Below are 25397 nucleotides of genomic sequence, written 5' to 3'. Positions count from 1 at the left end.
AAACAATGGGGATTTTTTGCAAAAAACGGGCAAACCCTGATTTGACTTGCCGCGGAAAGTCTGGTATCATACCATAGGGAAGGAATCCGATACAGAAAGGAATTGAATACATGAATAACTATTTATTGGCATTTCTTTGGAGCATTCCGGGGCTGTTGGTGGCCACTACCATGCATGAATTTGTCAGAGCGTTGGCATCTTCCGCCATGGGGGACAACTTACCCAAAAGTCAGGGAAGACTGACACTGAATCCTTTGAAACATTTTGAACCTATCGGGTTTTTGCTGCTGTTTTACACAGGCGGCTTCGGCTGGGGGAAACCTGTGGAAACCAGTGGGCTGTACTACAAAAACAGAAAGCGGGACACCCTGCTGGTAGCTATTTTGCCTTCTGTGGTGAATCTGCTGCTGGGTATGGTATTTTTGGGCGTATATGTGAATTTTGGCGGCAATGTCAATCATCACGTGGCAAATATCCTGAATTATCTTTGCTTTTACAATGTAGGTATTGCGGTATACAACATTCTGCCCGTATCTCCCATGGACTGCGTGAAGGTGCTTTCTGTGGTATTGCCCGCAAATAAATATTTCAGCTATTTGCAGTATGAAAAAATGATTCAGATGATTTTCCTGTTCCTGCTGTTTTTGGGCTTCTTCGGAAACATTTTCGGAAACATCACTTATGGTGTCATTCAGTTTTTGGGGCATCTGTTCTTTATTCTGTAAGGAAGTGAAGCTATGGAGCAAGTGACCATACGGCTGGATGCCTTTGAAGGTCCTATGGACCTTTTGTATCATCTGATTGAGAAAAATGAAATTGATATTTATGATATTCCCATTGCTTCTTTGACAGACCAGTATCTTGCCTATCTGGATGCGGCAGAGGACCGCAACATGGATGGCATGAGTGAATTTTTGGTGATGGCGGCAACTCTTTTGGAAATCAAAAGCAAGCTGTTGTTGCCGAAACCTAAGAAAGAAGCAGAGGAAGAAGGACCAGACCCCCGTGCGGAACTGGTGGAACGTCTGCTGGAATATAAGAAGATCAAGGGCGTAACGGCAGAATGGAAGGCAAGGGCGGAAGAAGCTGCCAGACTGCTGTATAAGCCTGCGGATAAGGCAATTGCCAAACTGCGCCGGGAAGAAGATCAGCCCTTGGAAGACTTTCTCATGGGTGTGACCATGGAGGATTTGTATCTGGCTTTTCAGGAAGTCATGCAGCGAAAGGAGTCTAAGGTTGACCATGTCCGCAGCTCTTTCCGTGCGGTGGAACGGGATTTGTTCACCATTCAGGATAAAATGGACTATATTCGGGACTTGCTGATTTTGCAGCCACAGATTACGTTTTTCGGCATATTCCGCAGAAAATCCAGAAAAATGGAAAAAGTCGTAACATTTTTGGCATTGCTGGAACTGATCAAACGGAAAGAAGTGCAGATTACCCAGCAGGGAACATTTTCGGAAATTTACATCCGCAGTTATGAGGAAAGGGATGCAGTATGAGATTGGCACAGTTGGAAGCTGTGGTGGAATCCCTCCTGTTTATTTCGGGAGAAGCGGTGCCCCTGACAGCCATTGCCCAGACAATTGAAATGGATAAAGCCACTGCCAGAGCCATTGTGCAGTCTTTGGCAGATAAATACGAGGCGGAACAGCGAGGCATCCGCATTGTAGAAATCAACGGCTCTTACCAGATGTGTACAGCGGCGGAATGTTTCACCTATATCCGCAGCATGTATAAAAGCCCCCAGCGGCAGGGATTGACACAGTCTTTGTTGGAAACGCTGGCGATCATTGCCTATAAACAGCCCATTACCAAAGGGCAGATTGAGGAAATTCGCGGCGTTAGTGCGGAACATGCGGTCAGCAAGCTGGTGGAAAAAAAGCTGGTCTGCGAGGTGGGGAGATTGGATGCGCCGGGCAAACCCATCCTCTTTGGCACCACAGAGGACTTCCTGCGGTATTTTGGCTTTAAGTCTGTATCAGAACTGCCGCCGCTGGAAGATGACACCGGGCTGGCAGAGCAGGAAGAAACAGAAGAACAAACGGAAAATTAAAAAGAGAACCGACAGAGAGGAATCTGTCGGTTTTTTGATTGTAAAAGCAGGAAGTATTTGCTAATCTGAAGGTAGGAGGCATAGTTTTCTATACAAAAAAGGGGGAAGAAAAGATGAAAAGTATCAAATGGATGTTATTTGGAATTACGTTATTGTTGGTTACTTTTTTGATTCGTTGTATGCTGGAGGATGTGCTGTATACAGATTTTATTGGCATTTTTGGGGCAATCATTGTGATTTATGGCATGTGTAAAAATGAAAAACAGTAACGAAAAACAAAAGGAGCCTGATTTTAGGGGCATCTTCATAAGAAAACAAAGAAAACTAAAATCTTTATCATAACAAAGGATTTTAGTTTTCTTATTTTTTATTAAGATTTTTTGTTATGTTTTCTTATGAAGACAGCCGTCGCAATTCCCCTTAAGAAATCAGGGAAAAGAAAAAACAATGTTTTCTTAAGGGGAAGTTGCTTTTGCAAGGTTCCTTTTTCTATGGATACCCTTTTCCCAAAAAGCATACAATGATGGGGGAGGGGTACACATGAAAAAATTTTTGAGTTTTTGTGTGGTGCTGCTGTTGTGTGGGCAAACAGTATTGGCGGCAGAGCCAAATGTGGCAGCACAGGGAGCGGCGCTCATTGACGGAGAAACAGGACGGCTATTGTGGGGAAAAAATGCAGAAAGTCCTATGGAAATGGCAAGCACCACAAAAATTATGACTGCCATACTGGTATTGGAAAAAGCAGACCCAAAAGAAGTGGTGACCATCAGCGCAAATGCCGCTAAACAGCCGGATGTGCAAATGGGATTGAAAGAAGGAGAACAGTGGTATGTGGGGGATTTGCTGCGTGCCATGATGCTGAAATCTTATAACGATGCGGCGGTGGCATTGGCGGAGCATGTCAGCGGTTCTGTGGAAGCCTTTTGTATGGAAATGACGGCAAAAGCGGCGTCCATTGGAGCAACGGATACGGTTTTTGGCTCACCCAATGGTCTGGATAGCCATTTAACCAGAGAACAGCACCATTCCACACCTTTGGATATGGGAATCATCACTGCTTACGCCCTGCAAAATCCTGTGTTTCGAGAAATTGCTGTGTTGCCCAGTCATACCTTTGCGGATGTTTCCGGCAAGAACGTACATACGGCAGTGAATACAGACCGCTTTTTGCAGATGTATGCTGGTGCTCTTGGGGTGAAAACGGGCTATACCAATAAAGCCGGGCATTGTTTTGTAGGGGCGGCAGAGCAGGAGGATATGATTCTTGTCAGTGTGGTATTGGCAAGTGGATGGGGTAATACAGGCAAGGAAGCCAAGTGGACAGATACAAAAAAACTCATGGATTATGGCTTTGCTACCTATGAGAAACAGGAAATCGCACAAGCTGGAGAAAATATGGGAGAGATTGCGGTGACCCGCTCTCCGGTGAAGGAAATCACGGCAGGTCTTGCGGAAGGATACAGTGGGGTGTTTTCAGAAGATGAGGTTTCCCGTTTGCAGTGGCAGGCGGAATTGCCAGAAACATTGGAAGCACCCATAGAACAGGGAGAACAGATTGGGACAGCTACTTTGAAATTGGATGGAGAAACCATTGTGGAAATTCCATTGACAGCACAATCAGAGGCACCAGCCTATACACTTTCACAGCAGTACCGCAGATTGCTTTCTGTTTGGTTTGACTGGATAGAATTTTTGCCGGAAATGTGATTTTTCTTTGACTTTCCGCTCTTTCTCCTGTATACTGATGGGACGAAAAGGACGGAGGAGAAGCCATGGAAGAAAGATTGCAGAAATTTTTGGCGGAAGCTGGCATTGCTTCCCGCAGAAAATCAGAAGAACTCATTGCCGCAGGTCGTGTGCAGGTAAACGGACAGGTGGTACGGGAACTGGGCGTCAAAATCGACCCGGCAAAAGATAAAGTATTATTTGATAATAAGCCTGTAAAAGCGCAGGAAACAAAGAAAGTATATATCATGCTCCATAAGCCGGAAGGCTATGTGACAACAGCGAAAGAACAGTTTGGACGTCCGGCGGTGCTGGACTTAGTGCAGGGCGTAAAGGAACGTATCTTCCCTGTAGGACGACTGGACTATGATACATCTGGTCTGCTGCTTTTGACAAACGACGGCGATCTGACTTATAAGCTGACACATCCTAAACACGATGTAGATAAAACATATATTGCAAAGCTTTATGGTGTGCCTGATGAAGGGGCTTTGCAGAAATTCCGCAGAGGTGTTGTCATCGACGGCAGAAAGACCAGACCCGCAAAAATTCAGATTCTGGAAAAGGAAAAAGATATGCGGTTCTGCACAGCGGAAATTATCATCCACGAAGGCAAAAACCGTCAGGTCAGAAAAATGTGCGAAGCCATCAAACATCCCGTTGCACAGCTGAAACGTGTGGCAACAGGGGAGCTGACACTGGGTGATCTGCCTAAAGGCAAATATCGCTATCTGACAGAAAGAGAAATCAAATATTTGAAAAAACTGTAAGTAAACAGCCTCGGTTTTGGAAAATGACCGGGGCTATTTTTATCAGGATTTGTTTTTTATTTTGAAATCATAGGGATTCTTGGCTTTATGCTTGAAAGTCCAGCGATTTTCCCATATAATTTAAGTTTAGAGTACATCATAAAGGAAGGCTGAATTATGAGCGAACAGAAAACAAGATTTTATCTGATCCGTCACGGGGAAACATTGTGGAACCGTCAGGGACGGTATCAGGGTTCTACAGATATTGAATTGTCCGAAGAAGGTCTGGCACAGGCAGAACTGGTGGCAAAGCGTTTCCGTTATCTGCCTTTGGACAAGATTTACGCTTCTCCCCTGAAGCGCGCATTGGTCACAGCCCAGACCATCGGCAGAGAAACAGGCATTACACCCATTGTGGATGAACATTTTAAAGAAATCAACTTTGGTGCGTGGGAAGGCATGAGCATTCCTGAACTGAAGGAAGCTTATGGACAGGCATATATGGATTTCTATGAAAATCCCTTTGCACATCCGTTCCCCGGTGAAGGCTCTTTTGCCAATGTAACAAAACGTGCTGTGGAAGGCTTTGAAGCGGTTCTGGAAGAAAACAGAGGCAAACATGTTGCCATTGTGTCCCACGGCGGTCTGCTTCGTGTTATGTTGGTAGCCATTATGGGCATGGATGTGAATTTCTACCGCAAAACTTGGATGACAAATACATCCATCACCACAGTGGATGTCATGGAAGACGGCAGACGTATCCTCATGACACTCAATGACAAAGCCCATCTGGAAATGGCAGATTTATTCAAAAAAGGGGAATGATTATGGCAAAGATCGCAGTCATTGGCGGCGGCGCTGCTGGTATGCTGGCAGCAGGCCGTGCAGCACAGCGGGGGCATGAAGTCCATTTGTTTGAAAAGAATAATCGTTTAGGCAAGAAAATACTCATTACCGGCAAAGGTCGCTGTAATGTAACAAATGACGGGGATCTGGATGCCTTTCTGGATAACATCCCCGGCAATCCTTATTTCATGTACAGCGCATTTTATCGTTTTGACAATCAGGCACTGCGTCAGCTTTTGCTGGACATGGGACTGGAAACAAAAGTGGAACGGGGCAACCGGGTATTTCCTGTGACAGACCGTTCTTTGGACGTGGTACAGGCTTTGGAAAAATATATGCGGCAGAATAAAGTTGCCCTTCATCTGGAAAGTCAGGTGGAACATGTGGTCATGAAAGAGGGCAAAGTCACAGGGATTCGTCTGAAAAACCAGAAAGAATTGCCTTTTGACGCTGTTATTGTGACAACAGGGGGACTTTCTTATCCCAATACTGGTTCTACAGGGGATGGTTACCGCATGGCAAAAGCCGCAGGGCATACAGTCACCAAGCTGTATCCTTCTCTGGTTCCTTTGAAAACAGCGGAAAGCTGGTGTCAGGAACTGATGGGTCTGAGCCTCAGAAATATTGCCATTCGTATCTGTAATGAAAAAGGCAAAACCGTTTACGAAGATTTCGGGGAAATGCTCTTTACCCATTTTGGCGTGTCAGGTCCGGTGATTTTGAGTGCCAGCCGCCATATTTTGACAGATACAGAAAAAGGATTCCATCTCTATATTGATTTGAAACCCGCGCTGGATGAAAAACAGCTGGATCATCGTCTGCTGCGGGATTTTGAAAAATACAGCAACAAAGATTTTCGCAACGCTTTAGGGGATTTGCTGCCTCAGAAACTGATTCCGGTCATCATTTCTCTTTCCGGCATTGATCCGGAGAAAAAGGTGAACGGCATCACCAAGGAAGAACGAAAACAGCTTTTGCATTTGCTGAAAGCACTGCCTTTGACCATCATTGGTGTGACAGGGTATAACGAAGCTGTTGTCACCAGCGGCGGTATTTGTGTGGATGAGATTGATCCTTCCACCATGGAAAGCAAACTGGTGAAAAACCTGTATTTTGCAGGGGAAGTGCTGGACGTAGACGCATACACAGGGGGATTTAATCTGCAGATTGCTTTCTCCACAGGCTATACGGCTGGGGACAGCGTTTGTGAGGAAGTATAAGGAGGCAGAACAACATGAAAAAATTTGCAGTGGCAGTAGATGGACCTGCAGGCTCCGGCAAAAGCACTGTAGCAAAGGAAATTGCGAAGGCATTGGGCATTTTATATATCGATACAGGCGCTATGTATCGCACCGTCGGCATGGCTTGTCTGAAAAAAGGCATCAATCCTGCCGATGAAGACGCTGTTGTGGCTTCTCTGGACAGTCTGGATATGAAGATTTTTCCGGAAGCTGGCGGACAGCGTATTTTGCTGGATGGGGAGGACATCACTTCCCGTATCCGTACAGAAGAAATCGGCAAGGCAGCTTCCAGTGTAGCGGCTTATCAGAAAGTCCGTGAAAAACTGGTGGAAATCCAGCAGGGATTGGCAAAGGAACAGTCTGTCATCATGGATGGTCGTGATATTGGCACAAAGGTTCTGCCCGATGCGGAAGTGAAGATTTATCTGGATGCCAGTGTGGAAGAGAGAGCGAAACGCCGTGTGGGGGAACTGGAAGCGCAGGGCAAAACTGCTGACTTGGAAACCATCCGGGAAGAAATCGCCCAGCGGGATTATCAGGACATGCACCGGGAAAACAGCCCTCTTTGCCGGGCAGAAGACGCGGTGAATGTAGATACCACAGGATTGGATATTCCTGCGGTGACAGAGAAACTGCTGGCGCTCATTGCCGAAAAAACAAAATGAGGTGAAAAGATATGTCATTTTATACATTTGCAAGAGGTTTGGTAAAAATCTATTATAAATTTATGTTCCGTATGGACATTCAGGGGGAAGAACATATCCCAACAGAAGGCGGCGTGGTTCTTTGCTGTAACCACATGAGCAATCTGGACCCCACTACCATGGCGGCATTTGTGAAACGTCCCGTGCGGTATATTGCCAAAAAAGAACTGTTTGAAAAAAGATGGTCTGCAAAACTGCTGTCCTCTCTGGGCGCTTTTCCTGTAGACCGTCAGACTACAGATATGAAGGCTCTGAAAACAGCGATCAAATTGCTGAAAAACGGGGAAGCACTGGGGATTTTTGCAGAAGGCACCCGCGTGAAAGAAGGGGAAGCCAAGGCGGCAAAAGCTGGTGTTGCTTTGTTTGCGCTGAAAGGGGAAGCACCTATTGTTCCTATCTGCATCAGCAGTAAGTATAAATTCCGTTCCATCGTCCATATCCGTTATGGCGAGCCCATTTATCTGGATGAATACAAGGGGCAGAAAGTGACAACGGAAATGATGGAAGAAATCACGGAAAAAGTCATGGAAAAAGTAAGAGAAATGAGGGTGGAAGTATGAGCAACATTCGTGTGGCAGAATCCGCAGGTTTTTGTTTTGGCGTAAAACGTGCCATTGAAATGGCATATGAAGCCATTGGCGTGGAACCAAAGCTATATTCCTATGGACAGCTGATTCATAATAAAACCGTAACAGACGACTTGGCATCCAAAGGATTGCAAATTGTAGAAAATCTGGATGGGCTGACAGAAGGCACTCTTTTGATTCGTTCCCATGGCGTTGGCAAAGCTTTGTATGATGAAACGGAAGTAAAGGGGCTGAAAATTCTGGATGGTACCTGTCCTTTTGTGAAAAAAATCCATAATATCGTTCATGATAAACTGGCAGAAGGCCTGGGCATCATCATCGTTGGTGACGGCACTCATCCTGAAGTTATCGGCATCAATGGCTGGTGTGAAAATGCAGCTGTGATTCTGGAAGATGAAGAAGCGGCAAAAACAAAGGAAATCCCTGAAAAAGAAAAATACGCCGTTGTGGTGCAGACCACATTCCGTCAGGCAAAATTCGACAAGATTCTGGAAATTTTGCAGGACAGAGGTGTAAATATGGAAGTCCATAACACCATCTGTTCCGCAACGGAAAAACGGCAGACAGAAGCAGAAGAACTGTCCAAAACCGTAGATAAGATGATTGTCATTGGCGGCAAAAACAGTTCTAACACTCAGAAGCTTGTGGAAATTTGTGCAAAAAATTGTGGAAATACCGTACATATTGAAACAATTTGTGATTTGGTGTTGAATAATTTCGGAAAAGATGATAAAATAGGTATAACTGCAGGTGCGTCTACACCGCCTGCAATAATTAAGGAGGTAGTTGTTACTATGAGCGAAGCATTAGAAAATGCAGTACAAAATTTAGGAGGAAGTGAGGAAGCGACATTCGAACAGATGTTAGAAGAATCCCTCGTTACCCTGCACACAGGTGACGTGGTAAAAGGCACTGTTATTCAGGTTGTAAACGAAGAAGTATCCGTGAACCTGGGCTTCAAATCCGATGGTATCATCGCAAGAGGCGAATTCAGCAGTGACCCTACAGTGATTCCCAGCAAAACAGTTCAGCCTGGAGATGAAATCGAAGTATTCGTAGTACGCGTAAACGATGGCGACGGCAATGTTATGCTTTCCAGAAAACGTATCGAAGCTCAGAAGGGCATCGAAGAAATCGAAGCTGCTTACAACGACAAAGCAGTTGTAACAGGTACAGTTACAAACGTTGTAAAAGGCGGTCTGATCGCAGTTGTCAACGGCGTAAACGTATTCATTCCTTCTTCTCAGGTTTCTAATAGATTTATCGAAGACCTGAGCGTATTCAATGGTCAGGAATTGGAATTCAACATTATCGAAGTTGACAGAGTAAAACGTCGTTTCATCGGCGGCAGAAAAGCACTGGTAGAACAGGAAATCGCAGCAAAACGCGCAGCTCTGTTTGAAACAATCCAGGCTGGTTCCAGAGTAAACGGTACAGTAAGCAGACTGACAGATTTCGGCGCATTTGTTGATCTGGGCGGCGTAGACGGTCTGATCCACATTTCCGAAATGAGCTGGGGCAGAATCTCCAACCCCAAAGAAGTTCTGAAAGAAGGTCAGGAAGTAGAAGTATTCGTTCTGGACGTAGATAAAGAAAAAGGCAAAATCAGCCTGTCCCTGAAAGATGCAGACAAGAACCCTTGGAAACTGGCTGCTGAAAAATATGCAGTTGGCTCCATCGTTGAAGGTAAAGTTGTACGTATGGTACCTTTCGGTGCATTCGTTGAACTGGAACCCGGCGTAGACGGTCTGGTACACATCTCTCAGATTGCGAACAAACACGTTGTAAAACCTGAAGATGAACTGAAGGTTGGCGAAATCATCAACGTGAAAGTTCTGGAAGTGAACCCCGAACAGAAGAAAATCAGCCTTTCCAAGAGACAGGCAGATGCTCCTGTAGAAGAAGCTCCCGCAGAAGAAGCAGCTACAGAAGAATAATTTCTGTTTTCTAACCTAAAGACTAGGTCATTTATACAGAATCATTCAAATGGATAGAACATTGTAGTTGCTACAAGGTTTTATCCATTTGTTTTTGCATAGAATTGTGAAAGGAAAGACAAAGGTACATACCCAAAGGAGGAAACCACATGGACTGGAGAGCGGCATTTAGCAGAGAGCATCAGCCGCAGCCTGCAGAAATGGCAGCATTCATCAACAGCCCACATTGGCAGACGTTGCGCAGCTATATTGAAGAGACTTTTCATATCCAGCCGCAATACGATTACAGCACATGCAGCATGCAGGAAGGTTGGAGCATTAGATATCGCAAAGGCGTGCGTGCCATTTGTTCCATGTATCCCATGGAAGGATATTTTATGTGTATGGTCAGCATCGGACATAAGGAGCTGGCAGAAGCGGAAGAACTGATGAAAGATTGCAGCGAGTATATTCAGCATCTTTTTGAAAAAACTGATTTGTTTAACGGCGGAAAATTGTTGTTGGCAAAGGTACAGGACGAAGAAGTGCTGGAAGATGTGAAGAATTTGATCGAACTGCGTTGCAGAGGAAAGAAAAAGAAAGCATAAAGGAAGGAAAGATGTATTGTGATACGTTTTGAATGTGATTATGCGGAAGGGGCACATCAGAAGATTTTGGAAAATATGATGCGTACCAATCTGGAACAGACAGCAGGCTACAGCGAAGACGTTTACAGCGATCATGCCCGTGAACTCATTCGTCAGGCTTGTGGAAACGATGACCTGGATGTACATTTTTTGGTGGGCGGCACTCAGACAAACTTGACTGTGATTGCGTCCGTACTGCGTCCCCATCAGGGCGTGCTTTGCGCTGTTTCCGGTCATGTGAATGTACATGAAACTGGCGCCATTGAAGCCACAGGACACAAAGTGTTGGCAATGCCTAGTGCAGATGGCAAGATCACTGCGGAACAGGTGCAGGAAGCTTATGATGCCCATTGGCGTGATGAATCCAGAGAACATATTGTGCAGCCCGGTATGGTATATATTTCCCAGCCTACAGAGAATGGGACTCTGTATTCCAAGGCAGAGCTGACAGCACTGCATGAAACATGTCTGAAATGCGGACTGCCTTTGTATGTGGACGGTGCAAGACTGGGCTATGGCATGGCAGCACCTACCAATGATGTGACACTGAAAGACTTGGCAGAACTGAGTGATATTTTCTATATTGGCGGCACAAAAGTAGGGGCACTTTTTGGCGAAGCAGTTGTGATTGCAAATCCTGCGTATCGTCAGGATTTCCGTTATATCATCAAACAGCGCGGCGGTATGCTGGCAAAAGGCAGATTGCTGGGTATCCAGTTCGAAACCCTTTTCACAGACGGTCTTTATTTCGAAATTTCCAAACACGCTGTGGATCTGGCTATGAAGATTCGCAAGGCGTGCGAGGAAAAAGGTTTTGCAATGCAGTATGAGTCCTATACCAATCAGCAGTTCCCTATTCTGCCGAACGAATTGGTAGTTGAACTGCGGAAGAAATATGCTTTCTATACATGGCAGAAAGTGGATGAAGATCATACCTCTGTTCGTTTCTGCACCAGCTGGGCGACAGATGCGGAAAATGTAGAACAGCTTTTGGCAGATATCCGTGCTTTTGGCGCATAAGCAACAGCAAGTTGCTTTCCAAAGACAGCAAAATCGGGTACAATCAAGTCACAGAAAGGATGTGGCTGGATGGAAACGAAAGAAGTATTGCTGCAATTACGAAAAGTCCATGAGCTGACCCAGGAAGAAATGGCAAAGCGTCTGCTGGTTACCAGACAGGCAGTGAGTCGCTGGGAAACGGGAGAAACCATTCCAAATGCGGAAACATTGAAACTCATTTCCAAAGAATTTCATGTGTCCATCAACACACTTTTAGGGATGCCCCAAAGACTGTTTTGTCAGTGCTGCGGTATGCCTTTGGATGATGATGGATTGCTCAGTCAGGAAAAGGACGGCAGTTTCAATGAAGACTACTGCAAATGGTGTTATACGGACGGAAAGTTTACCTATACTTCCATGGAGGAACTCATGGATCGCTGTGTCCCTATATTGCAGGAACAGTTTCCGGAAACAACGGAACAGCAGCTAAGGGACATGATGCAAAAACAATTACCTCAACTGAAACATTGGAAAAAATAAAAAAACCAGAGAGAATCTTTTCGATTCTTTCTGGTTTTTTGTGTTTAACCCTGATATTCTGTATCGTCTACGTCCAGCGCTTCTACTAGTTTCACTTCGGGGTTCTTCTGCATGAAGTTGTTCAGTGTGTACTGGTTTGCAAAGAGCAGGATAGGACGTTCAAAGTGGTCATATACCAGTGTGCTTCTGGCTACCACATAATCTTTGACATCCTTAGGGGAACCGGGTGCTACCCAACGGGCTACGCTGTAGTCCAGAGGTTCCATACGGATTTCGGAGTTGTATTCGTTTTTCAGACGATATTCGAATACTTCAAACTGCAGCTGACCAACAGCACCCAGAATAACGTCGTTGAATTCGTTGTGGTATACCTGGATAGCACCTTCCTGTGCCAGCTGCTGTACGCCTTTCTGGAACTGTTTTGCTTTCAGAGAGTTCACAGGATGCACACGGCAGAACAGTTCGGGAGGGAAGGTAGGCAGTGGTTCAAAGAACAGTTTTTCTTTACGGTCGGTGATGGTATCGCCGATCTGATAGTTACCGCTGTCGTAAATACCGATGATGTCCCCTGCAATGGCTGTTTCTACGGTTTCACGGTCGTTTGCCATCAGATGAGTGGACTGGCTCAGTTTCATCTGTTTGCCTGTACGGGACAGGGTAACATTCATACCACGGTTGAAGGTACCGGAGCAGATACGCAGGAACGCCAGTCTGTCACGATGGGCAGGGTTCATGTTTGCCTGAATTTTGAAAATAAAACCACTGAAGAATTCGTCTGTGGGTTTTACTTCGCCGGTTGTGGTTTTTCTGGGACCGGGAGCGGGAGACCATTCCAGGAAGTGTTTCAGGAATGGTGTGATACCGAAGTCAGCCAGCGCGGAACCGAAGAATACGGGAGAAAGCTTCCCTTCTTTGATTGCCTGCAGGTCAAAGGGGTTGCCTGCGCCGTCCAGCAGTTCCATTTCACCTCTTAAAATATCCAGGTTGGCATCGGAAATAACGCCTTCCAGTGTATCGCCGAATACACCGTTGGCACCCAATTCTACAACGCCGTCTTTCTGTTTGTAGAGATATACTTTGTTTTCCAGACGGTCATAGATGCCTTCAAATGTCAAACCGTTGCCGATGGGCCATGTCACGGCTGTGGAGGGCAGTCCCAGCGCGTCTTCCAGGTCAGCCATACAATCCAAGGGATCTTTGGACTGACGGTCTAATTTGTTGATGAATGTAAAGATGGGAATTTCACGCATGCTGCAAACTTTGAACAGCTTTACAGTCTGTGCTTCCACACCTTTTGCCGCGTCGATAACCATGACAGCACTGTCTACAGATGTCAGAATACGATAAGTGTCTTCGCCGAAGTCATTATGACCGGGTGTATCCATGATGGATACCACTTTACCGTCATACTCGAACTGCATAACGGAAGAAGTAACAGAAATCCCTCTCTGTTTTTCGATTTCCATCCAGTCACTTTTCGCGAATTTTGCGTTTCTTCTTGCTTTTACGGTGCCGGCTTCTCGAATAGCGCCGCCGTGAAGCAGCAGTTTTTCTGTCAGTGTGGTCTTACCTGCGTCGGGGTGAGAGATGATACCGAAAATACGCCGTTTTTGAATGGCTTCCAGATTACTCATGTTCATTTTCCTTTCTGTCCAAAATCTATATTGAAAAGTTGTTGCTTTTTGTATCCATAACATTTCTATTTTAACCGAAACCAGACAAAAAGGGAATAAAAAATTGCAGAATTTCATACAAAAAGTAAAAAATGCTGTATCTGATACGAAATACATTGACTGTATAATGTCTTTGGACTACAATAAAGATAAATAAAATACTATGCAAAAATATGGAGGTTATCTATTATGTTCAAAGTAACAAGCACAGACAAAGCACCCGCAGCTATCGGCCCTTACTCTCAGGCTATCGAAGTAAATGGTTTCCTGTTCGCTTCCGGTCAGGTTCCCATCAACCCTGAAGTAGGCGATGTTGTAGCAGAAGGCATCGTTGATCAGACAGAACAGGTTATGAAAAACATTGGCGCTATTCTGGAAGTAAACGGTCTGACATATACAGACGTTGTTAAAACAACATGCTTCCTGGCTGACATGGGCGACTTCGCTACATTCAACGAAGTATACGCTAAATACTTCACAGGCAAACCCGCTCGTTCTTGCGTAGCAGTAAAAACACTGCCTAAGAACGTTCTGTGTGAAGTAGAAATCCTGGCTGTAACAAAGAAATAATTGTTGCATCTGATTTTTGCAAGTGAAAGTGGGACAGGCTTTCCAGTCTGTCCCAACTTTTTTCAAAAAAATTGCAAAAAATTGTTGACATATGTAAAAAATGTAGTAAGATAGAAAAGGTCGTCGAGGCGTGGCTCAGCTTGGTAGAGCGCTACATTAGGGATGTAGAGGTCGCAAGTTCAAATCTTGTCGCCTCGATTAGACAGAACCGAAAATGTCAGAAACGATATTTTCGGTTCTTTTTTCCAAAACAGCTTCAAAGAAATTGTTTCCAAAAAGAAACAAAAAAAGAAGTTGACAAACGAAATGAAATATAGTAAGATAGAGAAGTCGTCGAGGCGTGGCTCAGCTTGGTAGAGCGCTACATTAGGGATGTAGAGGTCGCAAGTTCAAATCTTGTCGCCTCGATTGGACAGACCGGAAATGTCGGAAACGGCATTTTCGGTTCTTTTTTCCAAAGCAGCTTCAAAGGAAATGTTTCCCAAAAGAAACGAAAAAAGAAGTTGACAAATGAAACAAAATATAGTAAGATAAACAAGTCGTCGAGGCGTGGCTCAGCTTGGTAGAGCGCTACATTAGGGATGTAGAGGTCGCAAGTTCAAATCTTGTCGCCTCGACTTTTTGAAACTCGTTAAAACGTTGTCTGCAATGTTTTGGCGAGTTTTTTTCTTTTCAAAAAAGAATTTTCACGGTACAATGGAGAAAGAATATTTTAAGGTAACAACCACGAATTGGGGTGAGTATGTGGAGAAAAAGAACGATGCCGTAGAAAGCAGCGCATTGGTATCCCGCGCGAAAAATGGGGATATGCAGGCATTTGAACAGTTGCTTTTGCAGCATGAGAAAATCGTTTTTAACATCGTCCTTCGTATGATGGGTCCTGGTGAAGATGTGAAAGACCTTTCCCAGGAAGTTTTTTTGAAGGTTTATCGCAATCTGTCAAAATTCGACGAAAAATCTGCTTTTTCCACCTGGATTTATCGCATTGCCGTCAATACCTGCATTGATGAAATGCGTCGCCGGAAAGGAAAACAAACCTATTCTTTGGAAGCGGAAATCGAGGATACGGAAGGCAGCTATCAAAAACAGTTTGCCGATACAGGAGAAACACCGGAAGAAAGCCTGATGCGTAAGGAAGGGCAGAGTGAAGTCCTTCGGGCGCTGGGAACTTTGTCGCCAGAACATAAAACAGCCATTGTGCTGCGGGATATCCGTGGCTTTTCTTATGAAGAAATTGCAGAAATGACAGATACAGCGCTGGGAACCGTAAAATCACGCATTTCCCGAGCCAGAATACAATTAAAGGAAGAAATTTTAAAAATTAGGGAACGAAAATCAAATGACTTACGTCAAAAAAGCAGAAAGGAGGGAAGGACATGATGAAATGTAGCCAGTATCAGGAGAAATTCTGGGATTATTACGACGGCACACTTACTGCGGAAGAAGCGGCAGAACTGGAAAAACATCTGGAAAGCTGCCCGGAATGCGCAGCCGAAGCAAAAATGGTCAAACAAATGCTGGAAAGCCTGCATACCCTTCCCGAAGCTGCTTTGCCGGAAGGCTATCATGAAGAATTAATGGGAAAAATCGCAAAAGAAAACTTGGCGAAAGTTTCAGATGCTTCTATAGATCAGACAGAAAAACAGGAAACAGGTAAGGTGGTACCGTTCCCTCAAAAACGTCGGAAAAACTGGAAGAATTTCGGTCTGGTTGCCGCAGCGGTGGTACTGGTGGCAGCGGCAGGCGGAATCCAGGGCATTCAGCAGCTGCGGGCACCGCAGGAAGCCATCATTCAGGAGGCAAAAAATACACCGGAGGCATCCGGTTATGGAACAGAAGAAACAATCACAGCAGACAACAGTACGGCTGACGAAACAACAGAAACATTGCAGGATGCAGTGGTGGAAGAAACTACAGGCACTGTATCCGCAGAACCCAAACAGACGACAGTTCAGCCGAAAATCTCTACGACGACACCAAAAACAACAACCACTACAGAAACGACAAAACCGGCAGACAGCGAACAGAAAGCACCTGTACAGAGTGTGCAGGAAGAAGCCGCTGTGCCAGAATCTACAGCAAATCAGCCACAGGCAGAGGCAGCAGATCAGCCTTTGGTGGGAGCATATTCCATGAATACCATGTCAGACGACGCAGCAGGCGCTGGAACAGCAGAATCTGGTCAGCCAGTTGTTGTACGTGCCAGCGATATGCAGATGCCGGAACAGGTTTCCTTGCAGGTAAATGATGTCAAGGAAGCTATGGATGGCATCCGTACCATTATCACAGAAATGGAATTGACAGAAAAAGAAGCAACAGAATCTTCCATCACAGTGACCATGAAAGAAAATCAGAAGCAGACATTTTTGGATGAATTATCCGAAATCGGTACACTGCCTGAAACAGAAGTCAGCGAAAGCACCGCGGAAACAAAGATTGATGTGAAGGTTGTTTGTGTAGAAACCAAAAAATAAGCGGATCAGAAAAACCGGAACCAACAGATGTGTTGGATTCCGGTTTTTTTTATTGTCTATTATTTTGTTTCAATAGAGAAAGAAAGGATTGTACAAAATCTTATACAATTTGTATAAATATCTGAATAAAAACTTAGCAATTTGTATATACATACCAAACTTTAATAATCTACTTGACTAAAGTGCTAAACTGGCTTAATATGAAGAAAAGCATATGGGAGGTGCCTTATGACTGATTGGGATGGATTATTGAAAAAAGAAGAACAGACGGTGTTTCGTCTGCGGGCGCTCTTTGAACAGTACGGCTATCGTAAATTCAAAATGAGCAAGTTTGAAGAATATGATTTTTATGCAGAAAACAGAAGTTTTTTAACAACGAAAAATATCATCACGTTTCAGGGGTTACAGGGGCATTTGCTTGCATTGAAACCTGACGTGACATTATCTATTGTAAAGCATACAAAGGGCAATTACGACTGCCCTGAGAGAGTATATTACAACGAAAATGTATACCGTGCCAGAAAAGACGACGGAGAATATAAAGAAATTATGCAGGTGGGACTGGAATATATTGGCGAAGTGGATGATTACGCTGTCAGTGAAGTGGTGCTGCTGGCAAAGAAAAGTTTGGACAGCATTTCCAGCCGCAGTGTGCTGAATATTTCTCACATGGGCTTTGTACAGGGATTATTGGAAGAAACAGCCCTTCCGCCTTCCCAGCAGGAGAAAATTCTGGTCTGCATCGGTGAAAAAAATGCCCATGGCATTGCACAGATTTGCAAGGAAAACGGTGTTTCTGAAGAACTTACAAGGCGTTTGCAGACATTGGCATCCCTCCATGGCAGTCTGGCAGAAATCCTGCCAAAAGCAAAAGCCCTTTGCGGCAATGAAAAAGTAGAACAAGCCATTGGAGAACTGGAACGGCTCTATGCAAACTTGAAAGCCTGCGTGTATGACCATGGCATCCATCTGGATTTCTCCATTGTCAACGATATGGATTATTACAACGGCATTATCTTCCAAGGATTTGTGGATGGTATCCCTACAGGGGTGCTTTCCGGCGGCAGATATGACAATTTGGTGCATAAATGCGGTAAGAATGCCGACGCACTGGGATTTGCTGTTTATATGGATATGCTGGAACGTTATGGGGAAGAAGAAAAGTCTTATGACGTAGATGCATTGCTGTTGTGTGACGAAAATACCGATACCATTGGAAAGCTGCGGGCAGTGCAGATGCTTCAGAGCATGGGGCTTTCTGTGGCAGTGCAGAAACAGGATGACGGCAGACTGAAATACAAACAGCTATGCCGGTTGAGTGAAAGTGGGGTGGAAGTCATTGGCTGAGTATTTGAATATTGCGTTGCCCAAAGGCAGGTTGGGGGAAAAAGCCTATGATATTTTGGAAGGCATTGGCTTTGGCTGCCCCTCCATTCGGGAACAGAACCGAAAATTGATTTTTGAAAATGAGGAAAACCATGTGCGGTATTTCTGGGTAAAGCCTTCTGACGTTGCTGTGTATGTGGAACGGGGCGCTGCTGATGTGGGTATAGTAGGCAAAGATATTTTGCTGGAACAAGGGTCTGATGTTTATGAACTGTTGGATTTGGGTATTGGCAAATGCCGTATGGCAGTGGCAGGCATCAAAGGCACAAGACTTACCACAGACAAGACCCTCCGTGTCGCAACGAAATTCCCCAATATCGCAAGGGAGTATTTCCGCAGACAGAGTATGGAAATTGAAATCATCAAGCTTCATGGCTCCATCGAAATTGCACCGATTCTCCATATGTCAGATGTGATTGTGGATATTGTGGAAACGGGCACGACGCTAAAAGAAAATAATCTGGAGCCTTTGGAGGATATCGTGCCCATTAGTGCAAGGCTTATTGCCAATAAAGCCAGCTACCAGTTCAATTATGAACGGGTACGGAAAATGTGTGAAAAAATAGAAGAACTTCGAGAGAAAGCAAAATGAGGTGGTACAAATGATTAAACAGTATCGTTATGCAGAAATATCTATTGACGATATTTTTCATAGAACAGAAGAAAAAACAGATGTGGCAGATGCGGTAGCGGAAATTTTGGCAGATGTAAGAAAAAATGGCGATGAAGCCCTGCGGCGTTACTGTGAACGCTTTGACGGTGCAAAACTGGATGTGCTGGAAGTGTCCGCAGAAGAACGAGCGGCTGCGATGGCAGCAGTAGACCCAGAACTCATTGCCATTTTGAAAGAAGCGGCAGCAAACATTCGTGCTTTCCATGAAAAACAGAAACGGACAGACTTTGTGATCACGGAAAAAGACGGCGTAGTGCTGGGACAGAAAATCATTCCCTTGGACAGAGCCGGTATTTACGTACCTGGCGGTACAGCATGCTACCCGTCTACGGTTTTGATGGACACCATTCCGGCAAAAATTGCAGGTGTAAGAGAAATCATCATGACCACTCCAGCTAAAGGCGGTAAAATCAACCCGGTGATTTTAGTTGCAGCAGAAATTGCTGGCGTAGACCGTATCTTTAAAATCGGCGGCGCACAGGCTGTTGGTGCATTGGCTTATGGTACAGAAAGTGTGCCTCGTGTGGATAAGATTGTAGGACCTGGCAATGCCTTTGTGGCAGAAGCCAAAAAACAGGTTTTTGGTCGGGTTTCCATTGATATGATTGCAGGTCCCAGCGAAATCCTGATTCTGGGGGATGATACCTGTGATGCGGAGATTGTTGCGGCGGATATGCTTTCTCAGGCAGAACATGACACCATGGCAAGCGCTGTACTGGTAACAGACAGTACAAGATTGGCAGATGCCGTTTCTGCGGAACTGGAACGGCAGATTCCTCTGCTTCCTCGGGCAGAAATCGCCAGAGCATCCATTGATAATTGCAGCAAAATCATTTTGGCGGAATCCATGACACAGGCAGTGGAAATTTCTAATGAAATCGCTCCTGAACATCTGGAAGTCTGTGTGGATAATCCTTTTGCCTATCTGGCACAGATTCGCCATGCTGGTTCTATTTTCCTTGGGAAACACGCACCGGAAGCCTTGGGGGACTATTTTGCAGGACCAAACCATACCCTGCCTACCAGCGGTACAGCTCGTTTTTCTTCCCCTTTGTCCGTAGATGATTTTATCAAGAAATCCTCTTTTACATACTATACCCAACAGGCGCTGGAACAGGTGGGCGAAAAAATCGTGCGTTTTGCAGAAGAAGAGGGTTTGCAGGCACACGGAAAATCTGTTTCGGTACGCCTGGAAAAAGGAGGAACGTTATGAGCAGATTTTTAAGCGCCCGTTTTGCGGGTTTGGAAGCATATACCCCTGGGGAACAGCCCCAAGATATGCAGTATGTAAAACTGAATACAAATGAATCTCCGTATCCTCCTTCACCGGAAGTGTTTGCAAGGATAAATGGGGAAGAAATCGGAAAATTACAGCTTTATCCAGACCCGGAAGGAAAAATTCTGCGGCAGAAACTGGCTGACCTTTACGGAGTTACGGCGGAGAATATTTTCCTTTCCAATGGCTCTGATGATATTTTGAATTTTGCTTTCATGGCGTTCTGTGATGAAACCCATGGAGCCATGTTCCCGGAAATCAGTTACGGCTTTTATCCTGTCTATGCTGACCTCTATGGGGTGCAGGCAAAACAGGTGCCCTTACAGGCGGATTTTACCATCTCTGCGGCGGATTACTGTAAGAATGAGGCAATGGTAGTCATTGCCAATCCAAACGCTCCTACGGGGCTGGAATTGCCTCAGAACGACATCGAAAAAATCATCCAGTCCAATCCCAACCATGTGGTGATCATTGATGAGGCATATATTGATTTCGGCGGTACCAGCTGTGTGGATTTGATTCATAAATACGATAACTTGCTGGTGGTGCAGACCTTTTCCAAATCCCGCTCCATGGCTGGGGCAAGATTGGGCTTTGCCATTGCTTCCAAAGGCATCATTGAGGACTTGAATAAAATCAAATACTCCACAAACCCCTATAACATCAACCGCATCACATTGGCTGCAGGGGAAGCGGCTGTGGACAGCAATGATTATTATATGGAAAACTGCAAGAAAATTGCCGCAACCAGAGAAAGAACCACAAAAGAACTGCGGGAAATGGGCTTTATGGTGCTGGACTCTGTGGCAAACTTTATTTTCGCTAAGTCTGACGCCATCAGCGGCGCAGATTTGTATGCTGGTTTGAAGAAAAAAGGCGTTCTGGTACGGTATTTCGGCAAAGAAAAAATCAAAGACTTTGTGCGCATCACCATCGGTACCGATGAACAGATGGATGTTTTATTGGAAAAAACAAAAGAACTGCTGGCGGAAGGAGGAAAAGCATGAGAAGAAGTGAAATCGAACGGAAAACAGCGGAAACGGATATTTCCCTTGCCCTGAATCTGGATGGCACAGGTAAAAGTAACGTGGATACAGGCTGCGGCTTTCTCAATCATATGCTGACCCTTTTTGCCAGACATGGTCGTTTTGATTTGGATGTGACCTGTCATGGGGATGTGGACGTGGACGACCATCATTCTGTGGAAGATATCGGCATTTGTCTGGGTATGGCTTTTGCAGAAGCCTTGGGCAATGGTGCAGGCATCCGCCGTTATGGACATATCATCCTGCCTATGGATGAAACATTGATTTTGTGTGCCGTAGACCTTTCCGGTCGTGCCCATCTGGAATATGGGCTGGAAATCCCCACAGAAAAAGTGGGCACCTTCGATACGGAACTGACAGAGGAATTTCTCATTGCTTTTGTGCGGAAGGCAAATATGACGCTCCATGTGAAACAGCTTTCCGGCAGAAACAGCCATCACATCATCGAAGGCACATTCAAAGCCCTTGCCAGAACGCTGGCACAGGCAGTTTCCATTGACGAAAAATATCGGGACGAGATCCCGTCAACAAAAGGGGTGCTGTAATGGTAGGAATCATTGATTATGGCGTAGGGAATCTCTTTTCCCTGAAAAGCTCATTGGCATATATCGGAGAAGAAGCAGTGGTGACAAATGACCCTGCTGTATTGCAGAAATGCGACCACATTATCCTGCCGGGCGTTGGCGCTTTTGGGGACGCGGCGGAAAAACTGCGGCAAAGCGGTATGGCGGAAGTGGTGCTGAAAGAAGCGGCGGCAGGCAAGCCTTTGCTGGGCATTTGTCTGGGGATGCAGCTGCTTTTTGAAAAAAGTTATGAATATGGCGAATATGCAGGTCTGGAGCTCATTCCCGGCGTGGTGCGACCCATTGCGCCTATGATTGGTGAAGGGCTGAAAGTGCCGCACATCGGCTGGAATGGACTGCATTTTCCAAAAGAGAAAGAAAAATCCCCTATTTTTGCGGACTTGGCAGAAAATGACTGTGTGTACTTCGTACATTCTTTTGCGGCAGTTGACTGCACAGATTTTGTGACAGCCACAGCGGAATATGGCGCTGAACTGACAGCGGCAGTGGCAAGAGGCAATGTATATGGCTGTCAGTTCCATCCGGAAAAAAGCGGAGAAGTGGGACTGAAGATACTGAAAGCATTTTGTAACCTGTGAGAGGAGGAAGGCACATGTTTATTTTTCCTGCCATTGATCTGATCGAAGGCTGTGCGGTGCGGCTGGTCCGTGGGGACTATGCCCAGAAAACCGTTTACAGCGATAACCCTGCGGCAGTGGCACAGTCTTTTGCCAAAGCAGGTGCGGAATATTTGCATCTGGTGGATCTGGAAGGGGCAAAAGACGGCACCACACCCAATCTGGAAACCATTCGGGATATTGTGGCAAAAAGCGGCTTGAAAACAGAAGTGGGCGGCGGCATCCGCTCTGAAGAAACCATTCAGAAATATCTGGATGCGGGCGTATACCGTGTGATTTTAGGTACAGCGGCTATCACGCAGCCGGATTTTCTGGAAAATATGGTGGCAAAATACGGTGAAAAAATCGCTGTTGGTGTAGACATCAAAGATGGTATGGTTGCCATCAAAGGCTGGACAGAAGTTTCCGCTTTGACCTGTGACGCTTTTTGTGAGAAGCTGGAAAAGATGGGCGTGAAAACCATCATTTGCACAGATATTTCTAAAGACGGGCTTCTTTCCGGCACCAATCTGGAATTGTACCGTCACTTAGGCGAAACATACCACATGGATATTGTGGCATCTGGCGGCGTTTCTTCTTTAGAGGATGTGGCGGCTCTGGAAAAAATGGGGCTGTACGGCGCTATTTTGGGCAAAGCCTTGTATACAGGGCATATTGATTTGGCGGAAGCCGTAAAACTGGCAAAGGGGGAAGGCAAATGATTACAAAACGCATCATTCCCTGTCTGGATGTAAAGGACGGACGGGTGGTAAAAGGCGTCAATTTTCAAGGGCTGAATGACGTTTCTTCTCCCATTGAACTGGGGAAATATTACAGCGATAACGGCGCCGATGAACTGGTGTTTTACGATATTACAGCGTCAGCGGAAGGACGTGCTCTTTTTACAGATATTCTGAAAAAAGTAGCAGAAACCATTTTCATTCCCCTGACTGTTGGCGGCGGCATCAATACGCTGGAGGATTTTGACCGTGTACTGAAATGCGGCGCCGATAAAGTCAGCGTCAATTCTGGTGCCATCAAAAATCCTGACCTCATCGCACAAGCGGCACAGAAATATGGTGACCAGTGCGTTGTTCTTTCTGTGGATGTGAAACGGGTAGATGGTAAATTTACGGTCTTTGCCAAAGGCGGACGGGAAAACACCGGTATGGACGCCATCGAGTGGATTAAAAAATGCGTGGCATTGGGTGCAGGGGAAGTGGTGGTCAACAGTATTGACACCGATGGCGTGAAAAAAGGCTTTGATTTGGAAATGCTGGAAGCAGTATGTGATGCCGTTTCCGTTCCTGTCATCGCGTCCGGCGGCGCAGGGTCTATGGAGGATTTTGTGACACTGTTCAAAGAACTGCCCAAAGTGGATGCAGGTCTGGCGGCATCTATTTTCCATTTTGGCGAAGTGAATATCAAGGAATTGAAGGAACGTCTGGCGAAAGAAAACATTCCCATGCGGTTATAAAAGGAGATTGGACGTATGTTTGATTTGAATACATTGAAGTTTGACGAAAAAGGGCTGATTCCTGCTGTTGTGGTGGATGCCCTCAGCAAAAAAGTCCTGACAGTGGCTTATATGAATCGGGAAAGTCTGGAAATCAGCATGAAAGAAGGCAAAACCTGCTTCTGGTCCCGTTCCCGTCAGGAATTGTGGCGGAAAGGAGAAACTTCCGGCAATTATCAGCATATTGTCAGCATCACCGCCGACTGTGACAGAGATGCCCTGACAGTGGAAGTGCTGAAGGATGGTCCTGCCTGTCATTTGGGTACAGAATCCTGTTTCAATGAAACAGTGTACCAGAGTGAAGAAAACCATGGTTTTTCCATTGACGGGCTCATGGAACTGCTGGAAGGCAGAAAAGCCGATAAACCTGAAGGTTCCTACACCACATATCTTTTTGAAAAAGGTCTGGACAAGATTTTGAAAAAAGTAGGGGAAGAATCCACAGAAGTCATCATTGCTGCAAAGGCAGAAGATAAAAAAGAAACCATTTACGAAATTGCGGATCTGGCGTATCATGTACTTGTACTGATGGTGGAAGCGGGAATTTCTCTGGAAGATGTGCGGAAAGAACTGGCCTCCCGTCATATCATCGACCATAAAGTAAAACAGGAGAAGATGACAAAATGATACCAAAAGCCAATTATCATACCCATACAAAATATTGTGATGGCAAAAATACGGTGGCGGAAATGACAAAAGCCGCTTTTGACAAAGGATTTACCCATCTGGGATTTTCCGGTCATGGTTATACGGATTTTGACGAAAGCTACTGCATGTCCAGAGAGAATATCCAGAAGTATCTGCGGGATGTGGCTGCTGTGAAAGCGGAATATGCCGGAAAAATGGAAGTTTACGCCGGTGTAGAACAGGATTGTTTTTCCACAGAACCTACAGACATTTATGATTATGTCATTGGTTCCACTCACTATGTGTACAAAGATGGGCTGTACCACACTGTAGACGAATCCGAAGAAAAAACAAACGCCATTGTGCGGGAGTTTTTCGGTGGGGATTTTCTGAAATATGCCGCTGCTTACTTTGAAGGGGAAGCCCAGGTGGCAGCGAAAACAAAACCGGACATTATCGGGCATTTCGACTTGATTTCCAAGTTCAACGAAGGAAACAAGTATTTTGATATGGACGAAAAGGCCTACCGTTTTCTGGCATTGGAAGCTATGGAGGAATTGCTGCGGACAGGAGTGCCTTTCGAAATCAACACAGGCGCCATGTATCGAGGACTTCGGACAGAACCATATCCCTCCTATGGACTTCTGAAAGAATTGCAGAAACGGGGCGGGGAGATTGTTCTCTCCAGCGATAGCCACGACTGTAATTCCATTGGTTTTGCCTTTGGAGAGGTGGCACAGGCTTGTCGGGAACTTGGTTTCCGCTATGCGAAAATCTGGACACCGGAAGGCATGAAGGAAATCCCTTTGGATTGACAAAATAGAAAAGCACAAAATTTCTGAACTGAACCAGTAAAAACGGACAATGACAAAAAGCCCCCTTATGTAGGATAATAGAACTACATGAGGGGGCTTTTATTATGGCAAAAAGAAAATACACACATATCAAAATAATTGAACCAAAACT

28 protein-coding genes and 3 tRNA genes are annotated in these 25397 nt (G+C 45.3%); 30 read left to right on the top strand and 1 reads right to left on the bottom strand.

All coding sequences use genetic code 11. The features are described from left to right. Positions 1 to 110 precede the first annotated feature (110 nt). The 14 genes from INF29_RS03810 (at position 111) to INF29_RS03745 (ending at position 12010) form a co-directional block, all read left to right on the top strand. A complete protein-coding gene (locus tag INF29_RS03810; protein WP_072850694.1) occupies positions 111 to 725 on the top strand; it encodes a site-2 protease family protein in 615 nt (204 codons plus the stop codon). 12 nt (positions 726 to 737) lie between these two features. After that, a complete protein-coding gene (locus INF29_RS03805; protein WP_147569710.1) occupies positions 738 to 1502 on the top strand; it encodes a segregation and condensation protein A in 765 nt (254 codons plus the stop codon). Next, positions 1499 to 2056, top strand: a complete 558-nt coding sequence (gene scpB / locus INF29_RS03800; RefSeq protein WP_193484762.1) for an SMC-Scp complex subunit ScpB — start codon at positions 1499 to 1501, stop codon at positions 2054 to 2056. Before INF29_RS03805 ends, scpB begins: the two co-directional genes overlap by 4 nt. A 113-nt stretch (positions 2057 to 2169) precedes the next feature. Then, positions 2170 to 2325 carry a hypothetical protein gene (locus INF29_RS03795; RefSeq protein ID WP_193484759.1) on the top strand — a complete coding sequence of 52 codons (156 nt, stop codon included), beginning with the start codon at positions 2170 to 2172 and terminating at the stop codon, positions 2323 to 2325. A 271-nt stretch (positions 2326 to 2596) separates the two neighbouring features. Continuing rightward, positions 2597 to 3763: a D-alanyl-D-alanine carboxypeptidase family protein gene (locus INF29_RS03790; RefSeq protein WP_193484756.1), complete on the top strand. Its 1167-nt coding sequence runs from the start codon at positions 2597 to 2599 to the stop codon at positions 3761 to 3763. Positions 3764 to 3828: 65 nt separating this feature from the next. Next, the gene (locus INF29_RS03785) at positions 3829 to 4551 is read left to right on the top strand and encodes a pseudouridine synthase (protein ID WP_087988961.1); all 723 of its coding nucleotides are present in this window, start codon (positions 3829 to 3831) and stop codon (positions 4549 to 4551) included. Between the two features lie 156 nt (positions 4552 to 4707). Further along, complete coding sequence (locus tag INF29_RS03780; protein WP_087988960.1) at positions 4708 to 5355, top strand: histidine phosphatase family protein; 648 nt, start codon at positions 4708 to 4710, stop codon at positions 5353 to 5355. Between the two features lie 2 nt (positions 5356 to 5357). Then, positions 5358 to 6596: a BaiN/RdsA family NAD(P)/FAD-dependent oxidoreductase gene (locus INF29_RS03775; RefSeq protein ID WP_072850705.1), complete on the top strand. Its 1239-nt coding sequence runs from the start codon at positions 5358 to 5360 to the stop codon at positions 6594 to 6596. A gap of 14 nt (positions 6597 to 6610) precedes the next feature. Beyond that, the gene (cmk, locus tag INF29_RS03770) at positions 6611 to 7282 is read left to right on the top strand and encodes a (d)CMP kinase (RefSeq protein WP_072850707.1); all 672 of its coding nucleotides are present in this window, start codon (positions 6611 to 6613) and stop codon (positions 7280 to 7282) included. An 11-nt stretch (positions 7283 to 7293) separates the two neighbouring features. Continuing rightward, positions 7294 to 7881, top strand: a complete 588-nt coding sequence (locus INF29_RS03765; protein WP_072850709.1) for a lysophospholipid acyltransferase family protein — start codon at positions 7294 to 7296, stop codon at positions 7879 to 7881. Then, positions 7878 to 9845 (top strand): bifunctional 4-hydroxy-3-methylbut-2-enyl diphosphate reductase/30S ribosomal protein S1, encoded by a 1968-nt coding sequence (locus INF29_RS03760; protein WP_193484753.1) that lies wholly within the window; start codon positions 7878 to 7880, stop codon positions 9843 to 9845. Before INF29_RS03765 ends, INF29_RS03760 begins: the two co-directional genes overlap by 4 nt. Before the next feature lie 149 nt (positions 9846 to 9994). Then, positions 9995 to 10432 carry a DUF3788 domain-containing protein gene (locus tag INF29_RS03755; RefSeq protein WP_193484751.1) on the top strand — a complete coding sequence of 146 codons (438 nt, stop codon included), beginning with the start codon at positions 9995 to 9997 and terminating at the stop codon, positions 10430 to 10432. Positions 10433 to 10450: 18 nt separating this feature from the next. Further along, positions 10451 to 11491 (top strand): threonine aldolase family protein, encoded by a 1041-nt coding sequence (locus tag INF29_RS03750; protein ID WP_193484749.1) that lies wholly within the window; start codon positions 10451 to 10453, stop codon positions 11489 to 11491. Between the two features lie 69 nt (positions 11492 to 11560). After that, positions 11561 to 12010: a zinc ribbon domain-containing protein gene (locus INF29_RS03745; RefSeq protein ID WP_193484747.1), complete on the top strand. Its 450-nt coding sequence runs from the start codon at positions 11561 to 11563 to the stop codon at positions 12008 to 12010. Between the two features lie 44 nt (positions 12011 to 12054). Here the strand turns inward: INF29_RS03745 and INF29_RS03740 are convergent, their stop codons facing one another. After that, positions 12055 to 13644 (bottom strand): peptide chain release factor 3, encoded by a 1590-nt coding sequence (locus INF29_RS03740; RefSeq protein WP_022364173.1) that lies wholly within the window; start codon positions 13642 to 13644, stop codon positions 12055 to 12057. 228 nt (positions 13645 to 13872) lie between these two features. Here INF29_RS03740 and INF29_RS03735 point away from each other — a divergent pair, with 228 nt between their 5' ends. From INF29_RS03735 to INF29_RS03660, 16 genes are all read left to right on the top strand, one after another. Continuing rightward, complete coding sequence (locus INF29_RS03735; protein WP_022254595.1) at positions 13873 to 14253, top strand: RidA family protein; 381 nt, start codon at positions 13873 to 13875, stop codon at positions 14251 to 14253. A 124-nt stretch (positions 14254 to 14377) separates the two neighbouring features. Continuing rightward, positions 14378 to 14451, top strand: a tRNA-Pro gene (locus INF29_RS03730). 136 nt (positions 14452 to 14587) lie between these two features. Further along, positions 14588 to 14661: transfer RNA gene (locus INF29_RS03725), tRNA-Pro, on the top strand. Between the two features lie 135 nt (positions 14662 to 14796). Next, positions 14797 to 14870: transfer RNA gene (locus INF29_RS03720), tRNA-Pro, on the top strand. A 127-nt stretch (positions 14871 to 14997) separates the two neighbouring features. Then, complete coding sequence (locus INF29_RS03715; RefSeq protein WP_193484744.1) at positions 14998 to 15633, top strand: sigma-70 family RNA polymerase sigma factor; 636 nt, start codon at positions 14998 to 15000, stop codon at positions 15631 to 15633. Continuing rightward, on the top strand, positions 15630 to 16727 hold the full coding sequence (locus INF29_RS03710; protein ID WP_193484743.1) for an anti-sigma factor family protein: 1098 nt from the start codon (positions 15630 to 15632) through the stop codon (positions 16725 to 16727). Before INF29_RS03715 ends, INF29_RS03710 begins: the two co-directional genes overlap by 4 nt. Positions 16728 to 16955: 228 nt before the next feature. After that, positions 16956 to 18074 (top strand): ATP phosphoribosyltransferase regulatory subunit, encoded by a 1119-nt coding sequence (locus INF29_RS03705; protein ID WP_193484741.1) that lies wholly within the window; start codon positions 16956 to 16958, stop codon positions 18072 to 18074. Continuing rightward, positions 18067 to 18705, top strand: coding sequence for an ATP phosphoribosyltransferase (gene hisG / locus INF29_RS03700; protein WP_191344923.1), 639 nt, complete (start codon positions 18067 to 18069; stop codon positions 18703 to 18705). The genes INF29_RS03705 and hisG overlap by 8 nt, the downstream gene beginning before the upstream one ends. Before the next feature lie 10 nt (positions 18706 to 18715). Beyond that, the gene (gene hisD / locus INF29_RS03695) at positions 18716 to 19999 is read left to right on the top strand and encodes a histidinol dehydrogenase (protein ID WP_193484737.1); all 1284 of its coding nucleotides are present in this window, start codon (positions 18716 to 18718) and stop codon (positions 19997 to 19999) included. Beyond that, entirely contained in the window at positions 19996 to 21069 is a 1074-nt protein-coding gene (gene hisC / locus INF29_RS03690; RefSeq protein WP_193484734.1) for a histidinol-phosphate transaminase, read from the top strand. The genes hisD and hisC overlap by 4 nt, the downstream gene beginning before the upstream one ends. Then, positions 21066 to 21653, top strand: a complete 588-nt coding sequence (gene hisB / locus INF29_RS03685) for an imidazoleglycerol-phosphate dehydratase HisB (protein WP_087988950.1) — start codon at positions 21066 to 21068, stop codon at positions 21651 to 21653. The genes hisC and hisB overlap by 4 nt, the downstream gene beginning before the upstream one ends. Next, positions 21653 to 22270, top strand: coding sequence for an imidazole glycerol phosphate synthase subunit HisH (gene hisH, locus INF29_RS03680; RefSeq protein ID WP_193484732.1), 618 nt, complete (start codon positions 21653 to 21655; stop codon positions 22268 to 22270). Before hisB ends, hisH begins: the two co-directional genes overlap by 1 nt. Before the next feature lie 14 nt (positions 22271 to 22284). Next, positions 22285 to 23010 carry a 1-(5-phosphoribosyl)-5-[(5-phosphoribosylamino)methylideneamino]imidazole-4-carboxamide isomerase gene (gene hisA, locus INF29_RS03675; RefSeq protein ID WP_193484730.1) on the top strand — a complete coding sequence of 242 codons (726 nt, stop codon included), beginning with the start codon at positions 22285 to 22287 and terminating at the stop codon, positions 23008 to 23010. Continuing rightward, positions 23007 to 23765, top strand: coding sequence for an imidazole glycerol phosphate synthase subunit HisF (gene hisF / locus INF29_RS03670; protein WP_193484728.1), 759 nt, complete (start codon positions 23007 to 23009; stop codon positions 23763 to 23765). The genes hisA and hisF overlap by 4 nt, the downstream gene beginning before the upstream one ends. Before the next feature lie 15 nt (positions 23766 to 23780). Next, positions 23781 to 24431: a bifunctional phosphoribosyl-AMP cyclohydrolase/phosphoribosyl-ATP diphosphatase HisIE gene (gene hisIE / locus INF29_RS03665; protein ID WP_087988946.1), complete on the top strand. Its 651-nt coding sequence runs from the start codon at positions 23781 to 23783 to the stop codon at positions 24429 to 24431. Further along, positions 24428 to 25246 (top strand): histidinol-phosphatase, encoded by an 819-nt coding sequence (locus tag INF29_RS03660; protein ID WP_193484726.1) that lies wholly within the window; start codon positions 24428 to 24430, stop codon positions 25244 to 25246. Before hisIE ends, INF29_RS03660 begins: the two co-directional genes overlap by 4 nt. The last annotated feature ends 151 nt before the right edge of the window (positions 25247 to 25397 follow it).

The sequence above is a fragment of the Anaerotignum lactatifermentans genome, from assembly GCF_014982935.1.
GTDB classification, from domain to species: Bacteria; Bacillota; Clostridia; order Lachnospirales; family Anaerotignaceae; genus Anaerotignum; species Anaerotignum lactatifermentans.
Note: the sequence above shows the minus strand (reverse complement) of the source record. Positions and strands in the feature narration are given on the sequence as shown.

Bases quoted from the DNA above. Each gene is read 5' to 3' on its own strand.
- INF29_RS03810 (WP_072850694.1), top strand. From the start codon at position 111: ATGAATAACTATTTATTGGCATTTCTTTGGAGCATTCCGGGGCTGTTG.
- INF29_RS03805 (WP_147569710.1), top strand. From the start codon at position 738: ATGGAGCAAGTGACCATACGGCTGGATGCCTTTGAAGGTCCTATGGAC.
- scpB (WP_193484762.1), top strand. From the start codon at position 1,499: ATGAGATTGGCACAGTTGGAAGCTGTGGTGGAATCCCTCCTGTTTATT.
- INF29_RS03795 (WP_193484759.1), top strand. From the start codon at position 2,170: ATGAAAAGTATCAAATGGATGTTATTTGGAATTACGTTATTGTTGGTT.
- INF29_RS03790 (WP_193484756.1), top strand. From the start codon at position 2,597: ATGAAAAAATTTTTGAGTTTTTGTGTGGTGCTGCTGTTGTGTGGGCAA.
- INF29_RS03785 (WP_087988961.1), top strand. From the start codon at position 3,829: ATGGAAGAAAGATTGCAGAAATTTTTGGCGGAAGCTGGCATTGCTTCC.
- INF29_RS03780 (WP_087988960.1), top strand. From the start codon at position 4,708: ATGAGCGAACAGAAAACAAGATTTTATCTGATCCGTCACGGGGAAACA.
- INF29_RS03775 (WP_072850705.1), top strand. From the start codon at position 5,358: ATGGCAAAGATCGCAGTCATTGGCGGCGGCGCTGCTGGTATGCTGGCA.
- cmk (WP_072850707.1), top strand. From the start codon at position 6,611: ATGAAAAAATTTGCAGTGGCAGTAGATGGACCTGCAGGCTCCGGCAAA.
- INF29_RS03765 (WP_072850709.1), top strand. From the start codon at position 7,294: ATGTCATTTTATACATTTGCAAGAGGTTTGGTAAAAATCTATTATAAA.
- INF29_RS03760 (WP_193484753.1), top strand. From the start codon at position 7,878: ATGAGCAACATTCGTGTGGCAGAATCCGCAGGTTTTTGTTTTGGCGTA.
- INF29_RS03755 (WP_193484751.1), top strand. From the start codon at position 9,995: ATGGACTGGAGAGCGGCATTTAGCAGAGAGCATCAGCCGCAGCCTGCA.
- INF29_RS03745 (WP_193484747.1), top strand. From the start codon at position 11,561: ATGGAAACGAAAGAAGTATTGCTGCAATTACGAAAAGTCCATGAGCTG.
- INF29_RS03740 (WP_022364173.1), bottom strand. From the start codon at position 13,644: ATGAGTAATCTGGAAGCCATTCAAAAACGGCGTATTTTCGGTATCATC.
- INF29_RS03735 (WP_022254595.1), top strand. From the start codon at position 13,873: ATGTTCAAAGTAACAAGCACAGACAAAGCACCCGCAGCTATCGGCCCT.
- INF29_RS03710 (WP_193484743.1), top strand. From the start codon at position 15,630: ATGATGAAATGTAGCCAGTATCAGGAGAAATTCTGGGATTATTACGAC.
- INF29_RS03705 (WP_193484741.1), top strand. From the start codon at position 16,956: ATGACTGATTGGGATGGATTATTGAAAAAAGAAGAACAGACGGTGTTT.
- hisD (WP_193484737.1), top strand. From the start codon at position 18,716: ATGATTAAACAGTATCGTTATGCAGAAATATCTATTGACGATATTTTT.
- hisC (WP_193484734.1), top strand. From the start codon at position 19,996: ATGAGCAGATTTTTAAGCGCCCGTTTTGCGGGTTTGGAAGCATATACC.
- hisB (WP_087988950.1), top strand. From the start codon at position 21,066: ATGAGAAGAAGTGAAATCGAACGGAAAACAGCGGAAACGGATATTTCC.
- hisH (WP_193484732.1), top strand. From the start codon at position 21,653: ATGGTAGGAATCATTGATTATGGCGTAGGGAATCTCTTTTCCCTGAAA.
- hisA (WP_193484730.1), top strand. From the start codon at position 22,285: ATGTTTATTTTTCCTGCCATTGATCTGATCGAAGGCTGTGCGGTGCGG.
- hisF (WP_193484728.1), top strand. From the start codon at position 23,007: ATGATTACAAAACGCATCATTCCCTGTCTGGATGTAAAGGACGGACGG.
- hisIE (WP_087988946.1), top strand. From the start codon at position 23,781: ATGTTTGATTTGAATACATTGAAGTTTGACGAAAAAGGGCTGATTCCT.
- INF29_RS03660 (WP_193484726.1), top strand. From the start codon at position 24,428: ATGATACCAAAAGCCAATTATCATACCCATACAAAATATTGTGATGGC.